Source organism: Pseudomonas sp. A-R-19 (genome assembly GCF_019956575.1).
Lineage (GTDB): Bacteria > Pseudomonadota > Gammaproteobacteria > Pseudomonadales > Pseudomonadaceae > Aquipseudomonas.
In genome coordinates, this window is record NZ_JAHBDR010000011.1 from 102863 (window position 1) to 126091 (window position 23229).

Consider the following 23229-nt stretch of genomic DNA (forward strand, 5'->3'; position numbering starts at 1 on the left):
CCCGCTCGCGATGGACGTCAACGATAACGCGTTTATTCTGGATAAACGCGGTGTCCTGAAGTGCTTCGCGAGCAAGCTCGCTCCTACAGGGGAGTGGTCTTTTTGAGATTCAAGCAGGGCGGGCTCCATCTGGATGCCGCCCTTTTTTGTGCAAGAGATTATGCAAAGCAGCAGCAACCTATTTCCTGTCGCCCTGATCAGCGCCGAACGGCGCGGCGATCTGAGCGAAGATGTGTATCGTTTGAAACCCGGCAACAGCCCCGACTTCACCGTCGAGTTGGCAGTGACGCGTCTCGGCATGGCCGATGAGTCGTCTTCCCGTGGCGTGCCGGTGATCCTGCTGCACGGCAGCTTCTCCAATCGCCGGTTCTGGTTTTCTCCCAAGGGCTTGGGATTGGGCGCTTATCTGGCCCGCCTGGGGTTCGATGTCTGGATTCCGGAAATGCGCGGTCACGGCTTGTCCCAGCGTAACCACGACTACCGCAAGAACCGCGTGGCCGACTACGCTCGCTATGACCTGCCGGCCATTGGCGCGTTCGTGCGTGAGCAGAGCGGGCAGGTTCCGCACTGGATCGGTCACTCGCTGGGCGGTATTACATTGGCGGCGGCGCTGGGCGGCGAGTACATCGGTGAGCCGGTGGTGGCCTCGGCGGCGTTTTTCGGTACCCAGGTCAGTCGTACCTACTGGCCTTTGAAGATTCCGCCGGTGGAGTGGGGCGGTCGCTTCATTCTCAAGCGGTTTGCCCAGTTGTCCGGCTCAAGGCTCAAGCGCGGCCCGGAGGACGAGCCTATCGGCCTGGCCCTGGAAAGCATGCGCTGGTTCGGTCTGTTCGGGCGATTTGGCGATGCCGATAAAAACTGGTGGGCCGGTTTGGCCGAGGTCAAGTTGCCGGTGCTTGCCGTGAGCGCGGCGGGTGATCATCAGGATCCTGCGTGGGCGTGCCGCAAACTGTTCGAGCAGTTCGGTTCCGAGCACAAGCAATTCATCAATCTGGGGCGCGAGCAGGGCTTCGGCGACAATTTCGGTCACGTTGAAATGCTCGTCAGCAAGCCTGCCCAGGCCGAAGTCTGGCCGCTGGTGACCCGCTGGCTGGCGGATCAACAGGCATCACTGTTGGGCGATCAACGGGATTTGGCCGCGGCGGTTTGAGCCTGATGCTCTAACAAGGGCATTTCGCTCTGATCAGCTTGCGGCTAAGATATGACGCATTGAGCTGTTCCGGTCATTTTGCGTGACCGAGTCATCACTGATGTTCGTGCTGTCTTCCTCTTTACAGGAGTTTCTCGATGATCCATTACCTCACGCCTGACCTGTGCGATGCCTATCCGGAACTGGTGCAGGTGCTGGAACCGATGTTCAGCAATTTCGGCGGCCGTGATTCCTTCGGTGGCGAAATCGTGACCATCAAGTGCTTCGAAGACAACTCGCTGGTCAAGGAGCAAGTCGAGCTCAAGGGCGATGGCAAGGTTCTGGTGGTCGATGGCGGTGGTTCCCTGCGCCGCGCGCTGCTGGGTGACATGCTCGCCGAGAAAGCGGCCAAAAATGGCTGGGAAGGCTTGGTGATCTACGGTTGCATCCGTGACGTCGACGTCATTGCGCAAACCGACCTGGGGGTTCAGGCGCTGGCCAGCCACCCGATGAAAACCGACAAGCGCGGTATCGGCGATCTCAACGTTGCCGTGACCTTCGCTGGCGTGACCTTCCATCCGGGTCATTACATCTATGCGGACAACAACGGCGTGATCATCTCGCCAAGCCCGCTGAAAATGCCTGAATAAAGCGCTGGCCGACTAAAGGAGTGCGGATGTTCGAGGAAGAAAACGCGCAATGGGGGCTGGTGCATGCCCTGGTGCTTGACGGTAGAGGCGGCGCGCGTTCGATTGCCCGGACTGAACTTGACGACTTGCAACTGCAGGCCCATGAAAGCCTGTGGTTGCACTGGGATCGCAGTCATCCGCAAACCCACACCTGGTTACGCAAATCCAGCGGTCTGAGCGAATTCAGCTGTGACCTCCTGCTCGAAGAAAACACCCGTCCGCGGCTTTTACAGCTTTCGGACAGCGAACTGCTGCTATTTTTGCGTGGGGTAAACCTTAATCCGGGTGCCGAGCCTGAGGACATGGTGTCGGTACGGATCTTCGGTTCCGCACAGCGTGTCATTTCCCTGCGTTTGCGTCCGTTGCGCGCCACTGAAGAACTGCTGGTGCAACTGGCCGATGGCAAAGGGCCGAAAACCGCCTCCGAACTCATTCTTTGCATGGCGCAGTACCTCACCAACAAGGTGCAGGATCTGGTCAGCTGTCTCTCGGAAGTGGTCGATGAGGAAGAAGAAAAGCTGGATGCCGACGAACGGTATACTCCTGAGCACGGATCGGTTTTGCAGATTCGTCGCCGGGCGGCTGCGTTGAAGCGCTTTCTTGCTCCGCAGCGGGACATTTTCGGGCAGCTGACGCGGATCAAGTTGCCGTGGTTCGTCGAGGACGATGGGGATTACTGGAACGAATTGAACAACAGCCTGACCCGTTATCTCGAAGAGCTGGAATTGACCCGGGAGCGGGTGGGGCTGGTCCTGGAAGCTGAAGACCGTCGCTTGAGCGTGCGCATGAATCGCACGATGTATCGCTTCGGGATCATCACCGGGATATTTTTGCCGATGAGTTTTCTGACCGGGCTTTTGGGGATCAACGTCGGTGGAATTCCGTTCTCTGCCAGCCCTTATGGCTTTCTGATCGCCTGCCTGATGATGGTCTCGGTGGCGCTGGGGCAGTGGTGGTTGTTCCGACGTTTGCGCTGGGTCTGAGGGCAACCATGTGACCCGACCAAAACTGACCGCGTCTCCCACAGACATCACGAGAGGTGCGTATGCACGATCCGTTTGAACAGTCTTTACGCGATATGCTCAATGCCTCGCCGTCCACCCGGGACGACGATGCGTGCCTGGGGCGTGTACTGAAAACCGCCAACCGCCAGGTCGGCGCAGGTGATTTGTTCAGCCTGCTGGGGCGTTGGTTGCCCGCACTGATGATTGCCCTTAATAACGGATCGGCCCATGTCGCGCCGGTATCCCGTCTTCGTAAATCCGCTGCCCGCACTGCTGATAAGGCTGATTGAATATGGAACTTGATCTCTGGACTCAGAGCCTCGTCACTGCAATGACTGCGTTGTGGACCAAGGTTGCGAACTTCATTCCGAACCTGTTCGGCGCACTGGTTGTGCTGCTGTTGGGTTTTGTCGTGGCCAAACTGCTGGACACCTTGCTCTCCAAACTGCTCGCCAAATTGGGCCTCGACCGCTTGATGGGCGGCACTGGCCTGACCAAGCTGATGTCCCGCGCTGGATTGCAAGTTCCTATCTCGACCCTGATCGGCAAGATCGTCTATTGGTTCGTTCTGCTTATTTTTCTGGTTTCTGCCGCAGAATCCCTTGGACTTGAGCGAGTATCAGCTACGCTGGATATGCTTGCGTTGTATTTGCCGAAGGTATTTGGCGCCGCGCTGGTGTTGCTGGTGGGTGTTTTGCTGGCGCAACTGGCCAATGGGCTGGTGCGCGGGGCGGCAGAAGGCGTAGGTCTGGACTATGCTTCGGGACTTGGACGAATTGCCCAGGGCCTGGTGATCATCATCAGTATTTCGGTGGCGATCAGCCAGTTGGAGGTCAAGACTGACCTGCTGAACCATGTGATCGTGATCGTGTTGATAACCGTTGGTCTGGCGGTAGCGCTGGCGATGGGTTTGGGAAGCCGGGAAATTGCCGGCCAGATTCTTGCGGGAATCTACGTGCGTGAGCTGTACCAGGTTGGGCAACAAGTGCGTGTTGGCGAGGTCGAAGGCCAGATCGAAGAGATCGGCACGGTTAAAACCACATTGCTGACCGATGAGGGTGAGCTAGTCTCTCTTTCCAATCGGATCCTCCTTGAGCAGCATGTGAGTAGCCGCTAACCCGGCAAACCCTGCTAATGTATGCCGCCGCAAAATGCCTGCTGACGCTGGCTGCGGCGGACATTGACCTGACTGTCGGCCCGACTTGTTTTGAATAAAGCCCAATCGCTATCCATGCGCTACGACCCCCGCGAGCTCTCTGATGAGGAGTTGGTCGCGCGCTCGCATTCCGAGCTGTTTCACGTAACACGCGCCTATGAAGAACTGATGCGGCGTTACCAGCGGACATTATTTAATGTGTGTGCAAGATATCTCGGGAACGATCGTGATGCAGACGATGTCTGTCAGGAGGTCATGTTGAAGGTGCTGTATGGCCTGAAGAACTTCGAGGGGAAATCGAAGTTCAAGACATGGCTATATAGCATCACGTACAACGAGTGCATCACGCAGTATCGGAAGGAACGGCGAAAGCGTCGCTTGATGGACGCATTGAGTCTTGACCCCCTCGAGGAAGCGTCCGAAGAAAAGACGCCGAAACCTGAGGAAAAAGGTGGACTTGATCGCTGGCTGGTGTATGTGAATCCGATCGACCGGGAGATTCTGGTGCTACGATTTGTCGCAGAGCTGGAGTTTCAGGAGATCGCAGACATCATGCATATGGGTTTGAGTGCAACAAAAATGCGGTACAAACGCGCTCTAGATAAATTGCGTGAGAAATTTGCAGGCATTGCTGAAACTTAGTTCAGCGCAAATATCTCTTACGTGTAGGCAAGTTCTGTTAGACTTGCCGCCGAGTTGTCCCCCGGTTTGCGGGACTGCTTCACAATCACCAGATGGGGATTTAACGGATGAAACTGAAAAACACCTTGGGCTTGGCCATTGGTACTCTTATTGCCGCTACTTCGTTCGGCGCATTGGCACAAGGCCAAGGCGCAGTTGAAGGCGAGCTCAACTACGGGAAGAAGTACAACGACAGCGTTAAGAACGTTGAAGACGGCTACACTCCTGGCGCCTCCATCGGTTACTTCTTGACCGACGACGTATCGTTGAACTTGACCTACAACAATGACGACCACACCCGTTCGAACAACGGTACTGGCCATCAGAAAATCGAGGGCGACCAGTTCGGTCTGAACGCTCAGTACCACTTCAACAACGCTGGCGACGCTCTGCGTCCTTACGTTCAAGGTGGTGTTAAGCACGGCAGCATGACCAACGTAGCCGCTGACGGCCACACCGGTCGTGACCAGTCGACTTTCCTGACTGCAGGCGCTGGCCTGAAGTACTACTTCCTGGAAAACGTCTACGCTCGTGCTGGCGTTGAAGCTGACTACAAGCTGGACAACGGCAAGTGGGACTACATCCCGTCCGTAGGCCTGGGTGTTAACTTCGGTGGCGGCAACAAGCCTGTTGCTGCAGCTCCAGCTCCAGAAGTTTGCTCCGACAGCGACAACGATGGCGTTTGCGACAACGTTGACAAGTGCCCGGACACCCCAGCCAACGTAACTGTTGACGCTGATGGCTGCCCAGCTGTTGCTGAAGTCGTACGTGTAGAGCTGGACGTGAAGTTCGACTTCGACAAGTCGGTAGTCAAGCCAAACAGCTACGGCGACATCAAGAACCTGGCTGACTTCATGAAGCAGTACCCATCCACCACCACTACTGTTGAAGGTCACACTGACTCCGTCGGTCCTGACGCTTACAACCAGAAACTGTCCGAGCGTCGTGCAAACGCCGTTAAACAAGTTCTGACCAACCAGTACGGTGTTGAATCGTCCCGCGTTCAGTCTGTTGGCTACGGCGAATCCCGCCCAGTTGCCGACAACAAAACTGACGCTGGCCGCGCTGTTAACCGTCGCGTAGAAGCGCAGGTTGAAGCTCAAGCTAAGTAATTAGCTCGCCGCTCTGAGAAAAGCCCGGCTTAGGCCGGGCTTTTCTTTGTCTGCGATTTGGTGAAACAGGTGAAGCTACGCTGACTGATCTGCCGCCATCACAGGCAAATCACACTCCCACAGGGATTGAGTTGCGCAGGCCGCTACCGCGCCGATCACCAGGATGGCAGGGCTTTTCAGCTGAAATCTGCAGGCAGCTTCGTCCATCGCTGTGAGAGTACTCCGACATTCCCGCTGATGAGGCAAGGACGCGTTTTCAATCATGGCCACGGGTGTGCCCGTTGCCATGCCGCCAGCCAATAGCTGTTCGCGGATTTCACCGAGCTTGGCCACTCCCATGTAAATCACCAGCGTCGTTCCGCCTTGGGCCAGCGCCTGCCAGTTCAACTGGCTGTCGTCCTGGGTGTGTGCGGTGACCAGGGTCACGCCGCGGGCCACACCGCGCAAGGTCAGCGGGATATCACATTGCGTTGCCCCCGCCAGTCCGGCAGTGATGCCATTGACCAACTCGGCTTCGACTCCACGCTCACGCAACCACTGCGCCTCTTCACCTCCACGGCCGAAAATGCACGGATCGCCACCCTTGAGCCGCGCCACGCATTTACCCTGGCGGGCATAACGAAGCATCAGGCGATGGATGAACGCTTGCGGGGTGGAGCGGCAGCCACCACGCTTGCCCACCGGGATGATCCGCGCCCGAGGGCAATGCTCGAGTACCGCGACATTGACCAGGTCATCGATCAACACCACATCGGCTTCGCGCAAGGCGCGTACCGCTTTCAACGTGAGCAACTCCGGATCACCCGGGCCCGCACCTACCAGCCAGACTTTTGCACTCATAGTGTTTTCCTCACGAGAAGACGGTGATTGGCCGCGCCGTGGCAGCCAGCAAGCGTTTGATTTCCGGAACGCAGGACCCGCATTGCGTGCCGCAACCCAGTTCTTGCTTGAGTCCCTGCAAGTCCAGGCCACGACTGATGCCGGCGCAGATCGCGTTTTGGCCGACGTTCTTGCAATTGCACAGGATCTTGTTCGCGTTGACGGGCGCGTCGAGATTGCCCGGTGGTGCGCTCAGCGGCGCAAGCAGCCAGCGCCGCAGTTGCTGGTCCGCGCGACCTTCGAGCCACAGCCCCTGCAACCAGTGTTGGGCCAGGGTTTCACCGGCCAGTCGAATGGCAGTGATCCGGCCATTTTCGATCCGCACGCGCTTGCCAATGGCTCGGCGAGGGTCGTCGTAAACCAGCACCGGGCCGTCATCGAGCGCCAGGCTTTTATCGATTTCGCTTAGCAGCTCTGCCGACGGTGCTGAAGCATTGGCCGCCCGTACCAGCAGAGCAGGGCGCTCACGGCCAACCAGGCTAAGGCTGACGTAGGAAAACGCCTCGCAGAGCGGTCGTAGCGTCTCGAAATGCCGTTGAACATCGCCCTCGATCAGTGCGAACAGTTTCCAGGGCAAATCGACCGGATCCAGGCGAACGCCGCTGTGTTTGAGTTCGGGCTGTTTCGACAAAGGATCGAATGCGGACAAGGTGAGGCTGTTCACTCCGCCCTTGAGAAAGCGATCGCCCCAATGCATCGGCAAAAAGGCCTGGCCAGGACGCACGCTGTCATCGCTGGCGACCGCAACGATGACCGCACCGCGCCGGCTTTTCAGGCTGACCAGATCCCCAGGCTGCAAGCGATGGCGGCGCAGTTCGTCCGGGTGCAGGCTCACCTGCGCTTCACCGACATGACCGAACAGCTGCGCGGCGGTGCCGGTGCGGCTCATGCCGTGCCATTGATCGCGCAGGCGGCCGGTGATCAGGGTCAGCGGGAAGCGTGCATCGCGTTGCTCTTTGGCGGCGTGGTATGGGTCGGCCACGAACTGCGCGCGACCATTGGCAGTGGCAAATACCCCGTCGACGTAAAGGCGTGCCATGCCCTCTACGGCTCCGGCAGGGAAGGGCCACTGCTGCGGACCGAGACGATCGATCAACGCATGGCTGATACCGGACAGGTCCAGATCACGTCCGCGAGTCAGCAGTTTGTATTCGTCAAAGACCTGGGCGGGATTATCAAAATCAAACAGGCTGGTTTGGCCGGGGCGCAGATATTTTTCCAGGCGTTGTGCGAAATCTACCGTAATTGTCCAGTCCGGCCGCGCCTCACCCGGTGCGACGATTGCCTGGCGTACGTGGGAAATGCGCCGTTCGGAGTTGGTGACGCAACCTTCCTTTTCCCCCCAGCTGGCGGCGGGCAGCAGTAGGTCGGCGAACTTCGCGGTTTCAGTGGTGCGAAAGGCTTCCTGCAACACCACGAAGGGGCAGGCCTGCAGCGCTTCGCGCACTGTCGTCTGGTCCGGCATGGATTGCGCGGGGTTGGTGCAGGCAATCCACAATGCCTTGATCTTGCCGCTGCGCACTTGCTCGAACAGCTCGATCGCGGTGAGCCCGGGATTTTCCGGCAGTTGTTCGACGCCCCAGTAGGACGCCACTTGTGCACGGTGCTGCGCATTGGTCGCATCGCGATGGCCGGGCAGCAGGTTGGACAAACTGCCGGTTTCCCGCCCACCCATGGCATTTGGCTGACCGGTGAGGGAGAAAGGTCCGGCACCGGGACGACCGATCTGCCCGGTGGCCAGGTGCAGATTGATCAAGGCACTGTTTTTCGCGCTGCCGGCGGTGGACTGGTTCAAGCCCATGCACCACAGCGACAGAAAGCTGGGTGAAGTGCCGATCCACTCGGCGCACTGCTGCAATTGCCCGACGCTGATGCCGCAGAGCTGCGAAACCATTTGCGGCGTGTAGTCACGCACCAGGCTTTTCAGCTCGGCCAGGCCTTGAGTGTGGTCCCGGATGAAGTCACGATCGATCCAGTCTTCCCACAGCAGCAGATGCAAAATCCCATGGAACAAGGCGACATCGGTGCCCGGCAAAATCGCCAGGTGCAGGTCAGCCAGATCGCAAGTGTCTGTACGACGCGGGTCAATGACGATGACCTTCATCTGCGGCCGACGGGACTTGGCTTCTTCCAGCCGCCGGAACAGCACCGGATGGGCGTAGGCCATGTTGCTGCCGACGATCATCACGCAATCGCTCAATTCCAGGTCTTCGTAGCTGCAGGGCGGCGCGTCGGCACCCAGGCTGCGCTTGTAGCCGACCACCGCCGAGGACATGCACAGGCGCGAATTGCTGTCGATGTTGTTGGTGCCTACCAAGGCACGTGCCAGCTTGTTGAAGGCGTAGTAGTCCTCGGTCAACAGTTGCCCGGAAATGTAGAACGCTACGCTGTCCGGCCCATGTTCGGCGATGGTCGCGGCAAACACGCTGGTGGCGTGATCGAGGGCGGAATCCCAGTCGGTGCGGTGGCGGGCCAGGCCTTTGCCGAGGCGCAGTTCGGGGTACAGCGCCCGCGCCGTCAAGTCGCCGGTCAGGTGCAGGGTCGAACCCTTGCTGCACAGTTTGCCGAAATTGGCCGGGTGCGTCGGGTCGCCGCTGACGCCGAGGATGCGTGAACCGTCGTGCTCGATCAGCACGCCGCAGCCGACCCCGCAGTAACAGCAGGTGGACGCAGTGATCTGGCGGTCCATCATCCTGCATCCCGCAGGGCCAGCATCACCCGGCCATTTTCCACCCGGGCCGGATGGTGGTGGGCGCAGCCGATGTCCGGGGCCAGGGCTTCGCCGTTTTGCAGGTCGATTTGCCAGTTGTGCAACGGGCAGGCCACCCGCTTGCCGTAGACCAGACCTTGGGACAACGGGCCACCCTTGTGCGGGCAGCGGTCGTCAAGGGCGAACACTTCGTCGTCGCTGGTACGAAAAATCGCGATGTCTCCCTTTGGCCCGGCGATGATCCGCGAGCCCAGGGCGTTGATCTCTTCCAGTGCGCAGATATCCAGCCAGTTCATGCCAGCACCTCCAGGTTTTTCACGGGGATGACGTCGAATTCTTTTTTCAGCTGGGGCTGTTCCAGGCGTTCTTTCCACGGGTCCTGTTCGAACGACAGGGAGAATTGCAGGCGATCGTTGAGTGCCTTGCGACGCTCCGGGTCCTCAAGCACGGCTTTCTTGATGTGTTCCATGCCGACCCGTTGCAGGTAGTGCACGGTGCGTTCGAGGTAGAAGGCTTCTTCGCGATAGAGCTGCAGGAATGCACCGTTGTATTCGCGGACTTCTTCGGCGGTTTTCAGTTTGACGAAGAATTCCGCGACTTCGGTCTTGATCCCGCCGTTGCCACCGATGTACATCTCCCAGCCGGAGTCCACGCCGATAATTCCCACATCCTTGATGCCGGCTTCCGAGCAATTGCGCGGGCAACCGGAGACAGCCAGTTTCACCTTGTGCGGTGACCACATGTTGAACAGGTCATGTTCCAGTTCGATGCCCAGTTGTGTGGAGTTCTGCGTGCCAAAGCGGCAGAACTCGCTGCCGACGCAGGTTTTCACGGTGCGAATGGATTTGCCGTAGGCGTGGCCGGACGGCATGTCCAGGTCTTTCCATACCCCCGGCAGGTCTTGCTTGCGGATGCCCAGCAAGTCGATGCGCTGGCCACCGGTGACCTTGACCATCGGCACGTTGTATTTGTCGGCAACGTCGGCAATGCGCCGCAGTTCCGAAGGATTGGTCACGCCGCCCCACATCCGCGGGACTACAGAGTAGGTGCCGTCTTTCTGAATGTTGGCGTGAGCCCTTTCGTTGATCAGGCGCGATTGCGGATCGTCCCTGGCTTCCCCGGGCCAGGTGGAAATCAGGTAGTAGTTGAGCGCCGGGCGGCAGGTGGCGCAGCCGTTGGGGGTGCGCCAGTTCAGGTAGCTCATGGTGCCGGCGATGGTCAGCAGGTGCTGCTCGCGGATGGCCTGGCGGATTTGCCCGTGGTTGAGGTCGCTGCAGCCGCAGATGGCCTTTTCGCTTTTCGGTTTGACGTCCGCCGCACCGCCCACGGTGTTGATCAGGATCTGTTCGACGAGGCCGGCGCAGGAGCCGCAGGAGCTGGCAGCCTTGGTGTGTTTCTTGACGTCGTCGACACTGAACAGCCCGTGTTCCTGAATGGCCTTGACGATGGTGCCCTTGCACACGCCGTTGCAGCCGCAGACTTCGGCCGTGTCGGCCATGCTCATGGCTTTGTCCTGGCCTTGGTGTCCTACGTCTCCGAGGGCGCCTTCGCCGAACATCAGATGATCGCGGATCTCGCCGATGGCGTGATTCTCACGGATCTGCCGGAAATACCAGCCGCCGTCTGCCGTATCGCCGTACAGGCAGGCGCCGACCAGCACGTCATCCTTGATCACCAGTTTCTTGTAGACCCCGCCAATCGGGTCCGAGAGGGTGATGGTCTCGGTACCTTCGCCGCCCATGAAGTCGCCGGCGGAAAACAGGTCGATGCCGGTGACCTTCAGCTTGGTCGAGGTCACCGAGCCCTTGTAGGTGGCAAAACCCAGTTGGGCGAGGTGGTTGGCGCAGACCTTGGCCTGTTCGAACAACGGCGCCACCAAGCCATAGGCAATGCCGCGATGGCTGGCGCACTCGCCGATGGCATAGATCCGTGGGTCGTAGGTCTGCATTGTGTCGTTGACCAGAATCCCGCGGCTGCACGGAAGACCGGATTTCTCCGCCAGTGCGGTATTGGGGCGAATGCCAGCGGCCATCACTACCAGGTCGGCGGGGATGATGTCGCCGTTCTTGAATTGCACCGAACCGACCCGGCCGTTGCCCGCGTCGTGCAAGGCCTGGGTCTGCTCGCTCAGGCGAAAGTGCAGGCCGCGAGACTCCAGGGCGGTTTGCAGTAGCTGGCCGCTGGTCTTGTCCAGTTGCCGCTCCAGCAACCACTCGCCGATATGCACCACGGTGACGTGCATGCCCCGCAGCATCAGGCCGTTGGCGGCCTCCAGGCCGAGCAGGCCGCCCCCGATCACCACGGCGTGCCGATGGGTTTTCGCGGTGTCGATCATGGCCTGGGTGTCGGCGATGTCGCGGTAGCCGATCACGCCCTCAAGGGTGTTGCCGGGAATGGGCAGGATGAAGGGCGTCGAGCCGGTGGCGATCAGCAGGCGATCGTATTCGGCTGCGCTGCCGTCTTCGGCAATGACCCGGCGCTTGACCCGGTCGATCTCCACCACTTTGCGGTTGAGCAGCAGCTTGATGTTGTTTTCCAGGTACCAGTCCAGGTCGTTGAGCACGATCTCTTCGAAGGTTTGTTCGCCCGCCAGCACCGGCGACAACAGGATGCGGTTGTAGTTGGTGTGGGGTTCGGCACCGAAGACCGTGATGTCGTACAGCTCTGTGCTCAGCTTGAGCAGCTCTTCCAGGGTCCGGACCCCGGCCATGCCGTTGCCGATCATCACCAGTTTTAATTTTTTCATCAGGTTCTCCGGGGAGCTCAGGTTGGCCTCATCAGGGTTCAGGCCATGCTCGACAAATTTTGCGCAAACAAAAAAAGGCGTCCCGCTAGTTGCCTAGCGAGGACGCCTTTGTCCTGGTCCCGTTCTCTCGGGAAGTGCAGCCTTCGTCGTTGAAGCCCGCGCTTTATGTCTGTTGCAAGAGGTAATGCAGCGGTTGTGCCAAGTCGCTCAGGTCCCTTGTTTGTTGGCTTTTATCCCGTTCGCAAGGGCAGAACCGTGAGGGAACGCACCGATTCAAAGCGCGTTGCCCGCTAATGGAGCGCAACCACCAGCAGCACAAGGTTGAGCAGCAACGAAACCAGCGCCAAGGTCCGCCAGACTTTCAGCGGTTCGCGCTCCAGCAACGGCTTGGGGCGCACACTCAAGCTGCGCCGTTCGCCCTGTTCGATCAGCAGCAACCATTCTTCCGCCGTTTCGAAACGCTGGTCGGGGGCTGCTGCCACGGCGCGCTCCAGGCTATGGGCGATCCAGTCCGGCAGGTCGGGCCGGTAGCGGCTGGCGTTGACCGGGAGACCAAACCTCGGGCGCTGGAACGCTTCGATTTCGCCATAGGGATAGTGCCCGGTGAGGAGGAAATACAGGGTCACACCGACGGCGTACAAGTCCTGGCGTGGTGTCGGCATTTCTCCGCGAAAGGCTTCGGGGGCGATGTAGCTCGGTGTGCCCGGCAGTGCCCAGGGCAGGTCTTGCGAGAGACCGGGGCAGTAGGCGAGGCCGAAATCCAGCAGGCGCAACTCACCGTCGTCCCCCAGCAGCAGGTTCTCCGGTTTGATATCGCGATGTAGGATCTGCCGTCGGTGCAACAGACCGACCGCCCGCAGCAAGCGTTCAGCGATGTCTTGCCAATGGGGCAGCGGCAACGGTCCGCTTTGCTCATGCTGTTGCGCCAGGGTAGCGCCCGAATATTCACGCATCACGTAGTACAAATGCTGACGCTGACTGGCGGCATGGACTTCAGGAAAATGTCGACCGGCCACGCGTTTGAGAAACCACTCTTCCGACAGTAACGCTTGCCCGGCCTGGTGATCGTCGTGCAGGCGCCCCGGCAGGGTTTTCAGCAGCCAGGGCTGTTGCTGACTGTCGCGCACGCGATAAAGCAGCGATTGCTGGCTCTGCGTGACGATCCCCTCGACCTGCCAGCCTTCGAACGCCTGACCCGGCTTCAGGGCTGGCGGCAATGGCCATTGCTGCAAGTGCATCAACGCATCGCCAATGCTCGCTTCACCCAGGGCATCAACCCGCACCAGCAAGGCACTGGCGTTGTCCTGGCTGCCTGCCAGGTGCGCGGCATTGACCAGGGTTTGCGCGGCGCTGTGCAAGTCCGGTTGATCCCGCAGGATCGCGGCAATGGCGGTATCGCCCAGGACCGCCCAGACGCCGTCGCTGAGCAGGACGAAGCTTTCATCGGGGCGCAACTCGCCGTCGAGAAAATCCAGCACCAAATGTTGATCGAGGCCCAGCGCCCGTTTCAGCACATGCTGCATGCCCGGCTGGTCCCAGACGTGATCTTCGCTGATTCGCTGCAATCGATCGGCGTGCCAGCGATACACCCGGCAATCGCCGACATGCGCCAGGGTAAAACGCCGGCCGCGCAGGACCAGCGCACTGAGGGTGGTCAGCAGTGGTTGGCCGCCGCCATTGGCCTGCAACCAGCGGTTCTGCGCCAGCAACAGGCGATCGAGTGCCTGCGCGACGCCCCAGGTTTCCGGCGTGGCGTAGTAATCCAGCGCCAGGGCCTGCAGCGTCGAGCGGGCCGCCAGGCCGCCATCGGCGCACTGGCTGACACCGTCGGCGATGGCGAACAGATAACCTTTGCTCGCCGCCAGCGCCGGGGCCGGCGTGACCAGGCGCAGGGCATCCTGGTTTTCCTCGCGCGGACCGATGGCGCTGGCTTCGGCGAAACTCAGTTGCAGGCTCATCGAGGCGTCAGACCCGCGCAGCCGTCACGGCGGCCGAACCCCAGGTGGTCCTCCAGCGACGTTTTACACCGTGCAGACCGAACCAGGCCAGTACGCCGAGGCTGGCGAACAACCACAGCGCCAGTTGATAGTTGCCGGTGCTTTGCTTGATCGCGCCCATGCCGGCCGCGAGGGCAAACCCGCCGATGCCGCCGGCCATGCCGATCAGGCCGGTCATCACGCCGATTTCCCGGCGAAAGCGCTGCGGCACCAATTGGAATACCGCGCCATTGCCTGCCCCCAGACCGAGCATGGTGCAGACGAAAAGTGCCAGGGCTGCGTAGGAATTCGGCAGGTTGAAACCGACCGCGGTAATGCAGATCGCCGCGACGGTGTACATCGCCAGCAGGGTCCGAATGCCGCCGAACCGGTCGGCCAGGGCGCCACCCAGGGGACGCATCAGGCTGCCGCCGAACACGCAGGCGGCGGTGTAGTAGCCGGCAGTCACCGGGCTCAAGCCGTACTGATCGTTGAAGTAACCGGGCAGGGCGCTGGCCAGGCCGATGAAACCGCCGAACGTCACGCTGTAGAAAAACATGAACCACCAGCTGTCACGATCGCCCAGGGCCTTGAAGTAGTCGGCCATGGATTTGGCTTTTGGCCGCTCGGGGGCATTACGGGCCAGCCAGGCGAAGACGACCAGGGTCAGGATCAGCGGAATCAGGGCGAAGCCGAACACGTTGCTCCAGCCAAACGCCGCCGCCAGCACCGGGGCGATCAAGGCGGCGAGCACCGTGCCCGAGTTCCCCGCGCCGGCGATGCCCATGGCCTTGCCTTGATGCTGCGGTGGATACCACTGCGAGGCCAGGGGTAGGGCGACGGCGAACGAAGCGCCGGCCATGCCGAGGAACAGACCCAACAGCAATGCTTGCTCGTAGCTGTGGATCCCGAGTTTCCAGGCGCCGAACAAGGCGCAGATGACGATGACCTGACCGATCAGGCCGGCGGTTTTCGGCGACAGCCGATCAGCCAGCATCCCCATCACGAAGCGCAACACCGCCCCGGCGAGAATCGGCGTGGCGACCACCAGCCCGCGTTGCTGCGTCGTCAGGTGCAGGTCGGCGGCGATCTGTACCGCCAAGGGGCCGAGCAGATACCAGACCATGAAGCTCAGGTCGAAATAGAGGAAGGCTGCGAACAAAGTGGGGGTATGGCCGGATTTCCAGAAGCTTGAATTCATCGCGCACCTCAGCTGTGAAGAGTCTCGGAAGGAGTCATGAGCTTGCAGGTGGGGCGCCGCTACGGCCGCACCACCGGCCCCGTGCTGTGGGGCCAAAACGAAAAAACGCCGCTACCCGATTCGCCAGGGGCAAATGAGGTGAGCGACGTCTTTGTCGTAGGTGGGGCAACCGCCGTTGGTTACCTGTATCGATTACTTAGCGAGATTTGTGCCAACACTCGAAGTCGAGTCGCTGCCATTCGCGAGCAAGTCGGATCGCCGCTCCCACATTTGATTGCGGTCGAATGTGGGAGCGGGCTTGCTCGCGAAGGCGATAGAACATTCACCACAGGGTTTCACCCGAGCAACTCACTCATGGCAATAATCTGCTCCGCCACTTGGATCAGCTTCTGTTGCCGGCTCATTGCCTGGCGGCGCATCAGGGTGTAGGCCTCTTCCTCGTTGCAGTCCTTCATTTTCATCAGCAGCCCCTTGGCCAGCTCGATGCGCTTGCGCTCGGCCAATTGCTGGTCGCGGGCATGCAGCTGGGCACGCAAGGCCTGGTCGCTCTCGAAGCGTGCCATGGCCACATCGAGAATCGGCTGCAGGCGTTGTGCGTGAATGCCTTCGACGATGTAGGCACTGACCCCGGACTTGATCGCCTGGCGCATCACATCGGGGTCATGTTCGTCGGTAAACATCACAATCGGTCGTGGCTGGTCGCGTGTCACCAGCACCACTTGCTCCATGACATCGCGCCCCGGTGACTCGGTATCGATCAGAATCACATCCGGACGCACCGTTTCGACGCGTTCGGGCAGGTCGATGGTCAAGCCGGACTCATCGATCACTTCGAATCCGGCCTCGGTCAGGGCGGCCTTCAGGCGCCCGACTTTTTTCGCGGTGTCGTTGATCAGCAGGATTCGCAACATGTTCGTCGTCTCCTGTCAGCGGCTGGCGGATCGGTGCGAGCTGTCGCTCATGGCGTGCAGTTTGAAGCTGCGGGCATAACCGGCCGGGTCCGAGCCGTCCCAGATTTTGCCGTCGATCAACTGGCTGCTGCGCATTTCTTCCGCTGACGAAGTGACACCGACGGCGCTGGCCGCCTCACGGTAGAGGTCCAGTTGCTGCACCTGTCGGGCCACCGCGAGGTAGTCAGGGTCCTCGCGCAACAGGCCCCAACGGCGGAACTGGGTCATGAACCACATGCCGTCGGACAGGTACGGCAGGTTGACCTCGCCATTCCCGTGCAAGCGCAGCGCGTGCGGGTCTTGCCAGCGATGGCCAAGGCCGTCGGCGTATTCGCCCAGCAGGCGCGGTTCGATGCAGTCCAGTGGCGCGTCAAGGTACTGCACGGCACTGAGCAATTGTGCGGTGCTGCGGCGGTTCTCGGTGCTTTCTTCGATGAAGCGGCTGGCCTCCAGAATCGCCATCACCAATGCCCGGGCGGTATTGGGGTATTGCTCGACGAACGCGCGGGTGCAGCCGAGGACCTTTTCCGGATGATCGGGCCAGAGGGTCTGGGTCGTCGCCAGGGTAAAACCCAGCTCCTGCTGCACCGCGCTGGCGGACCAGGGTTCGCCGACGCAGAACCCGTCGATACGCCCGGCCCGCAGGTGCGCAACCATTTGCGGTGGCGGCACCACCACGCTGTCGACATCCAGCAGCGGGTGAATGCCCTGGGCGGCGAGCCAGTAATACAGCCACATGGCGTGGGTGCCGGTAGGAAAAGTCTGAGCGAAGGTGAGTTTTGGGCGAGTTTGGTGCACGTGCCGATCCAGTGCCTCAGGACTGGTCACCCCCAGTGCTTGCAAGCCACGGGACAGGTTGATGCTCTGGCCGTTCTGATTCAGGCCCATCAACACGGCCATGTCGGTCGCGGCGACGCCACCGATGCCCAGGTGAACCGCGTAAATCAGGCCATAGAGGCTGTGGGCGGCATCGAGTTCGCCGCTGACCAGTTTGTCCCGCAGATTGGCCCAGGACGATTGACGCTTGAGGTTCAGGGTCAGGCCATAGGGTTGGGCGAAGCCCTGGGTGGCGGCGACCACTACCGAGGCGCAGTCGCTCAAGGCCATGAAACCCAGATTGATTTCGGTTTTTTCCGGGGCATCGCTGCCATTGACCCAGGCCAGAGGGCCGATTGACGGTTCGTTCATCGATTTCACACCTTGCAAAAAAAGCGTCGTTCCAGATCCTGCACGCGCAAGGCCGGGTAACGACGCCATTGTCCTGGCACGCATTCCGCCGTTGGTTTGCGTGCTGATACGTGAACGGCTGCAAGGCATATGCCAGCCCGGATTTCATCATATTTGCATCAGGATTCGACACGCCCCGTCCTACATCCTGCCGGCCCACATCGTCAGGCCGCAAAGGAGGTTGGCGTGCCCATCGAATCACTACACGCCACACGTTCCACTCATACCCGCTCTTGCGAGCAGATGCTGCATCTGCGTGTCGACCAATCCGCCGTTTGTCTGGCCCCGGCGCGGTGCGTCTCGGCCTGCTGCCTGCCGATGGGCTGGGAAGGGCTGATTGCAGTGACCAGCGGATTTGAGGTCAACGGCAGTATGCCGACCCTGCCAATTGCCCAGGCACCGTTGGTGAAACTGCAGGTGTTCATCGATCTTGGTCATGCGCCGATCACCCGGCGAGGCCGTCAGGTGCCTTGGGCGGCATTGCCAGTGCCTTTTCTACAGGTTCAGTCGGAACAGGCGCTAGAGCGCTGGTACCTCGAACAGGCGATGGCTGGCGGTGCGGCCTATCAGGCCTTTGCCAGTGTGTTGCGACAGACTGAAAGTTACGGGCTTGTGCGTTTTCTACTGGAGCAGGGCACCCACAGCGAAAAACTGACCCATCTGGCGCAGCGTTATGGGGTGTCGGTGTCGCATTTTCGTCGATTGTGCCGGCAGGCGCTCGGTACGGCGGCCAAGCCTGCGTTGCGCGGTTGGCGGACGGCCCAGGCGCTTTTGAACATGAGTCTGCAGGACTGTTCCCTGACGGATCTGGCGCTGGAGTTCGGTTTTGCCTCCTCTTCGCATTTCTCCAAGGAAGTTCGCGAACTGGTGGGTTTCACCCCCAGCAGCCTGGCCGACATTACCTACCTTCCAGGCAAGTGAACCGATGAATCGCGCTATTCAATCCTTGTATGTCTTGCCCTTTTGGCTCGCGGCCATGTTGCTGCTGGTACCCTGTACTGTGCGGGCGAATGCCGACGAATACGTGGCTCGCGAACAGAGTGTGCGCACGTTTTTTTCCGAGTTGTCCGGGCCGTTGGGCAAGCCGGTGATCATCAGCAAGGCCGCTTCGGCCAAGCGGATCTCCGGCAGCTTTGATCTGCGCTCGCCACAACGGACCTTCGAGCGGGTCAGCGCACAGATGGGTTTGATCTGGTACAGCGATGGCCAGGCGATCTATCTGTATGACGCGGCGGAAGTGAAAAGCGCGATGCTGTCGCTGCAGACCCTGACCGTGGCCAGGCTTCAGGCGTTTCTCGAACGGTCCGGGCTGCTCGATAGCCGTTATCCATTGCGCCATGACGGCTTGCGTACATTCCATGTGTCGGGGCCGCAGATGTATGTCGATCTGGTGGTGCAAGCGGCCGGTCTGATGGATAACCAGCGCTCGGAACTGTTGCTGGGCAGGCAGCAGATCGGCGTTATCCAGGTGCGCAACACCTTTGTCAGCGACCGTAAATACGAGTTGCGCGATGACAAGGTGACCATCCCCGGGCTGGCAACCGTGATCGAGGATCTGTTGCGCGGCGAGAAGCGCGAGGTCGAGCCGACCGTGGCGCAAGCCCCGACACAGCGAGCGCAGGGGGCGATGCCGGCGTTTCCCCTGGAAGGCCTGGCGAGCACATCCCCCGATCAGGACCCGACCGCGCCGCGGATCATTGCCCGGGAGATGGCCGCCGGAAACATTCGCGTGGTGGCCTATCCGGACACCAACAGCCTGCTGGTCAAGGGTTTGCCGGAGCAGGTGCGCTTTATCGAGAATCTCGTGAGTGCACTGGACACGCCGAAACGACACGTGGAGTTGTCGTTGTGGATCATTGATTTGCACAAGGATGAACTCAATCAGCTGGGCATCAACTGGCAGGGTGCGTTGAAGTCCAGTGGGACATTCACCGTATCGCTCAACGCTGGCTCGGCGACCACCCTCGATGGCGTTTCGTTCGTTGCCCAGGTCATGGCCCTGGAGCGCACCAACCGGGCGAATGTGGTCTCGCGTCCGGTGATCCTGACACAAGAGAACGTGCCGGCGATCTTCGACAATAACCGCACCTTTTATGCCCCGCTGGTGGGTGAGCGCAGTGTCGATCTGCAGCACGTGACCTATGGCACGCTCGTCAGCGTCCTGCCTCGTTTCGCCCAGTCGGACGAAATTGAAATGTCACTCAATATCGAAGACGGCAACGAAGTAGAAAACCTTGACCGGGACAAGCAACCTGGCAGTTTGCCGACGGTCGGGCGCACACGGATCAGTACGGTGGCGCGGGTGCCCCAGGGCAAGAGCCTGTTGGTCGGCGGTTTCACCCGCGATGACCACAGCGAGCAAGTCGGACGGATTCCGCTGCTGGGTTCGATTCCGTGGATCGGCCGATTGTTCAGCTATCGGCAGAACCGCTCGGCCAATACGGTGCGGGTGTTCCTGATTCAGCCCAAGGAAATTCTCGACGTCCTTGAACCCGCCACGGTGGAGCCGGATGCACGATTGCTGAGTCCGCAGCAGCATGAACGGGTGCGTCGATCCTTTTTCCGGGCGGCAGAAAAATGATCCTGCCACCGATTTCCACGGGTGGGCGAGCGGCCCAGGCACGCTTGAATGCCGAGAAGGCCGCCCAGCATCCGCAACCGCAGGTCGAGGCAGAGCTTGATCTTGACGACGGCACAACGGTCGACGTGGCGCGGCGCTTTGTGCAGATCAGCGATGAAATGTCCGCAGCCTTGACCCAGTTCCGTGGCCGGCGGCAGTTCGAACTCAAGTCCGATGCATTGACTGACTCCTTCGAAAGAGTCCTGGAGGACGATACCGTGCCCAAGGCGCGGCAGGTGTTGAGCCTGGCGCGGCTGGCGGACAAGTCCACCAGCTGGTTGCTGCAGATGGTACGTAGCCTGTTTCCCGACGATAGCGACCTGGCATTGGTGCTGCGCGAACTGCTGCGTCGGAAAAAACTCGAGGCGCGGACTCGTCAGCGGCTTGAAATGTTGTTGCAGACGGTGGTTGCCCAAGGCTCCCCCAAGCGCATGAGTGCCGGGATCAATTCCGCCCTCAAGGCCAGAATGTCCGGTACGAGCATGGCGGTGCGCGCAGGCTTGTTGCGCGAGACCTACCGGGATTTCATCGAGTCCGACAGCGGGCCGGTCAGTTGTTATCAGGACTGGATCGCGTTGTACGGTCCGGCGCAACGCAGCGCTGTGCTGGCCTTCATTGAAGCGGCATTGCTTACCGACATCAGCGCCCAGGATCCCAGTTGTTCGCACGTGGAGTTCGGTCAACTGCTGGCCCGGGTGAACGACCTCAAGCGCCTGCGTTCAGCCGACGACCTGTTTATCCGTGGCCTACTCGGGGATGCACTGATCTGCCGGCACAACCCCGATGAGCCCGACTGGCTGGTGTTCCTGTTCGGAGTGCTGACCTACCCCGATGATCTCGACCAGCTGTTGCTAGGCGTCCTGGGTGAGCGCGTGCTGTTGAGTGCGCACCATGAGCGTTCGACGGTGCTGCACAAGGTGCGCCGGCTCAGCCTGCAATTACCGGCACCGCTGTTTGCCGATGAACAGGCGCCGCTGCGCCTGGCAGAGCAGTTCACGCGCCTGGCTGACATTGCCTATGCCCTCGAATGTATTGAGCGGCGTCGTCCCGGCGGCTGCTCATGACTTTTTCCCGGAACTGACCCGTCATGCTCAATGTGTTTTTGCGCAACGTCAGCGCTCGCCCGGAGCTGCTGATCCTGTCGCTGATGGTGATGATCATCGCCATGCTGATCATTCCGCTACCGACGGCGCTGGTGGATTTTCTCATCGGCCTGAACATCGTGATTTCGCTGCTGGTGTTCCTGGGGTCGTTCTACATCGAGCGCATCCTCAGTTTCTCGACCTTTCCGGCGTTGCTGCTGTTGACCACCCTGTTTCGCCTGGCGCTGTCGATCAGCACCAGCCGGCTGATCCTCAGCCAGGCTGATGCGGGGGAGATCATCGCCTCCTTCGGTGAGTTCGTGATCGGTGAAAGCCTGGTGGTGGGCTTCGTGATCTTTTCCATTGTCACGATTGTCCAGTTCATCGTGATCACCAAGGGCTCGGAGCGGGTGGCCGAAGTTGCGGCGCGCTTCTCGCTGGACGGCATGCCCGGCAAGCAGATGAGCATCGACGGCGACCTCAAGGCTGGCGCCATGACGGCCGAGGAAGCCAAGGAAAAGCGCAGCGTGCTGGAGCGCGAAAGCCAGTTGTACGGCTCGTTCGACGGCGCGATGAAGTTCATCAAGGGCGACGCCATCGCCGGCATCATCATTATCTTCGTCAACTTCATCGGCGGCATGGCCATTGGCGTCGGGCAGATGGGCATGGACCTGTCCACAGCGTTGTCGACCTACACCCTACTGACCATTGGCGATGGTCTGGTGGCGCAGATTCCGGCGTTGCTGATCGCCATCGGCGCCGGCTTCATCGTCACCCGCGTCAACGGCGATGATGCCAACCTGGGGCGCAACATGCTCGCCCAGATGCTGGGTAATCCGTTCGTGCTGGGGGTGACGGCGCTGCTGGCGGTGGGCGTCGGCCTGTTACCCGGTTTTCCGCTGCTGACCTTCCTGCCCATCGCCGCGGCCCTGGCACTGCTGCTGTTCGTACGCCGACGCCAGGCCTCCAGGGCCGAGGGCCAGGGTGACAGCCGGCCATCGGCGACGCAGGGTGAGGCGTTGCAGACCGGCTCGGGCCTGCTCGAGGACATCGATAATATCGCCACCGAAACCATCCCGCTGATGTTGTTGGTGCCCACCGCACGCCTCGACGAGTTGACCAGGGCCCGTTGGGCGGCGCGTTTTCGCAGCCAGTTTTTCGTTGATTACGGGCTGCGCATTCCCGAGCCGCAATTGCGCGCCAGCGAAGCCTTGCCGGCGCATCAAGTGGCGGTGCTGATCAACGAAGTGCGTGCCGAGCAATTCGATATCCATTTCGATCACTGGCGGTTGCTCGACTACTCGCCGGAACTGGAAGCCATGGGCTTTGCCCTGGTGCGCGGCAGTGACAGCAATCGCCTGGGCGGGGTGTGGGTCAACGCCACCGACCAGGAACGGGTGCAGCAATTGGGCTATCACCTGCGCCCGGCGGACGAGGAATGCTACCGCTGCCTGGTCACCTTGCTGGCGCGCAACATCCAGGAGTTTTTCGGCGTGCAGGAAACCAAGCAACTGCTCGACGAAATGGAAACCCGCTGCCCTGATCTGCTCAAGGAAGTCTATCGCCACGTCACCGTGCAGAAGATCACCGAAGTGCTGCAGCGCCTGATCGGCGAGCGCATTTCCGTGCGCAACATGAAGCTCATTCTTGAGTCCCTGGCCCATTGGGCGTCCCGGGAAAAAGATGCGCTGGCGCTGGTCGAGCACGTTCGTGGCTCGCTGGCCCGGTACATCAGCAACAAGTTTGCCCAGGGTAATGACTTGCGGGTGTTGCTGTTGTCGGCCGAGTTCGAAGAGGTGGTGCGGCGCGGGATTCGGCAAACCTCGGCGGGCAGTTTCATCAATCTCGAGCCGGCCGAATCCGAAGAGCTGATGGATCGCCTGAGCGTCGCCCTGGACAGTGTGCACATTGCTCAAAAGGACATGGTGCTGCTGTGTTCGGTCGATGTCCGGCGCTACATCAAGAAACTTATCGAGGGACGCTGTCGCGAGCTGGACGTGATGTCGTTCGGCGAAGTCTGCGAGACCGTCTCCGTCAATGTGATCAAAACCCTGTAAGGAAACCCCG

Annotated in this window: 19 protein-coding genes; 11 read left to right on the top strand and 8 right to left on the bottom strand. The window is 60.5% G+C overall.

Going from position 1 to position 23229, the window contains the following annotated elements; genetic code table 11:
- Positions 1-160 precede the first annotated feature (160 nt).
- The 7 genes from KGA88_RS00790 (at position 161) to KGA88_RS00820 (ending at position 5771) form a co-directional block, all read left to right on the top strand.
- Positions 161-1150, top strand: coding sequence for an alpha/beta fold hydrolase (locus KGA88_RS00790; RefSeq protein WP_110658869.1), 990 nt, complete (start codon positions 161-163; stop codon positions 1148-1150).
- Positions 1151-1290: 140 nt separating this feature from the next.
- The gene (gene rraA / locus KGA88_RS00795) at positions 1291-1779 is read left to right on the top strand and encodes a ribonuclease E activity regulator RraA (protein ID WP_172435379.1); all 489 of its coding nucleotides are present in this window, start codon (positions 1291-1293) and stop codon (positions 1777-1779) included.
- A 26-nt stretch (positions 1780-1805) separates the two neighbouring features.
- Entirely contained in the window at positions 1806-2801 is a 996-nt protein-coding gene (locus KGA88_RS00800; protein ID WP_110658871.1) for a zinc transporter ZntB, read from the top strand.
- 62 nt (positions 2802-2863) lie between these two features.
- Positions 2864-3112 carry a CrfX protein gene (locus KGA88_RS00805; RefSeq protein ID WP_103394917.1) on the top strand — a complete coding sequence of 83 codons (249 nt, stop codon included), beginning with the start codon at positions 2864-2866 and terminating at the stop codon, positions 3110-3112.
- A gap of 2 nt (positions 3113-3114) precedes the next feature.
- Positions 3115-3939 carry a mechanosensitive ion channel family protein gene (locus KGA88_RS00810; RefSeq protein WP_007916401.1) on the top strand — a complete coding sequence of 275 codons (825 nt, stop codon included), beginning with the start codon at positions 3115-3117 and terminating at the stop codon, positions 3937-3939.
- 90 nt (positions 3940-4029) lie between these two features.
- Positions 4030-4620, top strand: coding sequence for an RNA polymerase sigma factor SigX (gene sigX, locus KGA88_RS00815; protein WP_095945166.1), 591 nt, complete (start codon positions 4030-4032; stop codon positions 4618-4620).
- A gap of 107 nt (positions 4621-4727) precedes the next feature.
- The gene (locus KGA88_RS00820; protein WP_110658873.1) at positions 4728-5771 is read left to right on the top strand and encodes an OmpA family protein; all 1044 of its coding nucleotides are present in this window, start codon (positions 4728-4730) and stop codon (positions 5769-5771) included.
- 75 nt (positions 5772-5846) lie between these two features.
- On the opposite strand, the gene cobA is transcribed toward KGA88_RS00820, so the two are convergent.
- The 8 genes from cobA to KGA88_RS00860 form a co-directional block, all read right to left on the bottom strand.
- On the bottom strand, positions 5847-6611 hold the full coding sequence (cobA, locus tag KGA88_RS00825; RefSeq protein ID WP_223588234.1) for a uroporphyrinogen-III C-methyltransferase: 765 nt from the start codon (positions 6609-6611) through the stop codon (positions 5847-5849).
- 10 nt (positions 6612-6621) lie between these two features.
- Complete coding sequence (locus tag KGA88_RS00830; RefSeq protein ID WP_223588283.1) at positions 6622-9339, bottom strand: nitrate reductase; 2718 nt, start codon at positions 9337-9339, stop codon at positions 6622-6624.
- Positions 9339-9656 (bottom strand): nitrite reductase small subunit NirD, encoded by a 318-nt coding sequence (gene nirD, locus KGA88_RS00835; RefSeq protein ID WP_110658879.1) that lies wholly within the window; start codon positions 9654-9656, stop codon positions 9339-9341. The genes KGA88_RS00830 and nirD overlap by 1 nt, the downstream gene beginning before the upstream one ends.
- The gene (gene nirB / locus KGA88_RS00840) at positions 9653-12106 is read right to left on the bottom strand and encodes a nitrite reductase large subunit NirB (protein ID WP_110658881.1); all 2454 of its coding nucleotides are present in this window, start codon (positions 12104-12106) and stop codon (positions 9653-9655) included. The genes nirD and nirB overlap by 4 nt, the downstream gene beginning before the upstream one ends.
- 290 nt (positions 12107-12396) lie before the next feature.
- Complete coding sequence (locus KGA88_RS00845; protein ID WP_223588236.1) at positions 12397-14064, bottom strand: bifunctional protein-serine/threonine kinase/phosphatase; 1668 nt, start codon at positions 14062-14064, stop codon at positions 12397-12399.
- Between the two features lie 7 nt (positions 14065-14071).
- Positions 14072-15283, bottom strand: coding sequence for a nitrate/nitrite transporter (locus tag KGA88_RS00850; protein WP_110662960.1), 1212 nt, complete (start codon positions 15281-15283; stop codon positions 14072-14074).
- A 335-nt stretch (positions 15284-15618) separates the two neighbouring features.
- Positions 15619-16194 (bottom strand): ANTAR domain-containing response regulator, encoded by a 576-nt coding sequence (locus tag KGA88_RS00855; RefSeq protein ID WP_008048624.1) that lies wholly within the window; start codon positions 16192-16194, stop codon positions 15619-15621.
- 15 nt (positions 16195-16209) lie between these two features.
- A complete protein-coding gene (locus tag KGA88_RS00860) occupies positions 16210-17421 on the bottom strand; it encodes a CmpA/NrtA family ABC transporter substrate-binding protein (RefSeq protein WP_110660179.1) in 1212 nt (403 codons plus the stop codon).
- A gap of 225 nt (positions 17422-17646) precedes the next feature.
- Between KGA88_RS00860 and KGA88_RS00865 the strand changes: the two genes are divergently transcribed.
- The 4 genes from KGA88_RS00865 to KGA88_RS00880 are packed head-to-tail and all read left to right on the top strand — an operon-like array spanning position 17647 to position 23219.
- Positions 17647-18381 carry a helix-turn-helix domain-containing protein gene (locus KGA88_RS00865; RefSeq protein WP_223588238.1) on the top strand — a complete coding sequence of 245 codons (735 nt, stop codon included), beginning with the start codon at positions 17647-17649 and terminating at the stop codon, positions 18379-18381.
- Between the two features lie 4 nt (positions 18382-18385).
- Positions 18386-20041, top strand: coding sequence for a type III secretion system outer membrane ring subunit SctC (gene sctC / locus KGA88_RS00870; protein WP_223588241.1), 1656 nt, complete (start codon positions 18386-18388; stop codon positions 20039-20041).
- The gene (sctW, locus tag KGA88_RS00875; RefSeq protein ID WP_223588243.1) at positions 20038-21144 is read left to right on the top strand and encodes a type III secretion system gatekeeper subunit SctW; all 1107 of its coding nucleotides are present in this window, start codon (positions 20038-20040) and stop codon (positions 21142-21144) included. The genes sctC and sctW overlap by 4 nt, the downstream gene beginning before the upstream one ends.
- Positions 21145-21167: 23 nt before the next feature.
- Positions 21168-23219 carry an EscV/YscV/HrcV family type III secretion system export apparatus protein gene (locus KGA88_RS00880; RefSeq protein ID WP_110660176.1) on the top strand — a complete coding sequence of 684 codons (2052 nt, stop codon included), beginning with the start codon at positions 21168-21170 and terminating at the stop codon, positions 23217-23219.
- Positions 23220-23229: the final 10 nt, after the last annotated feature.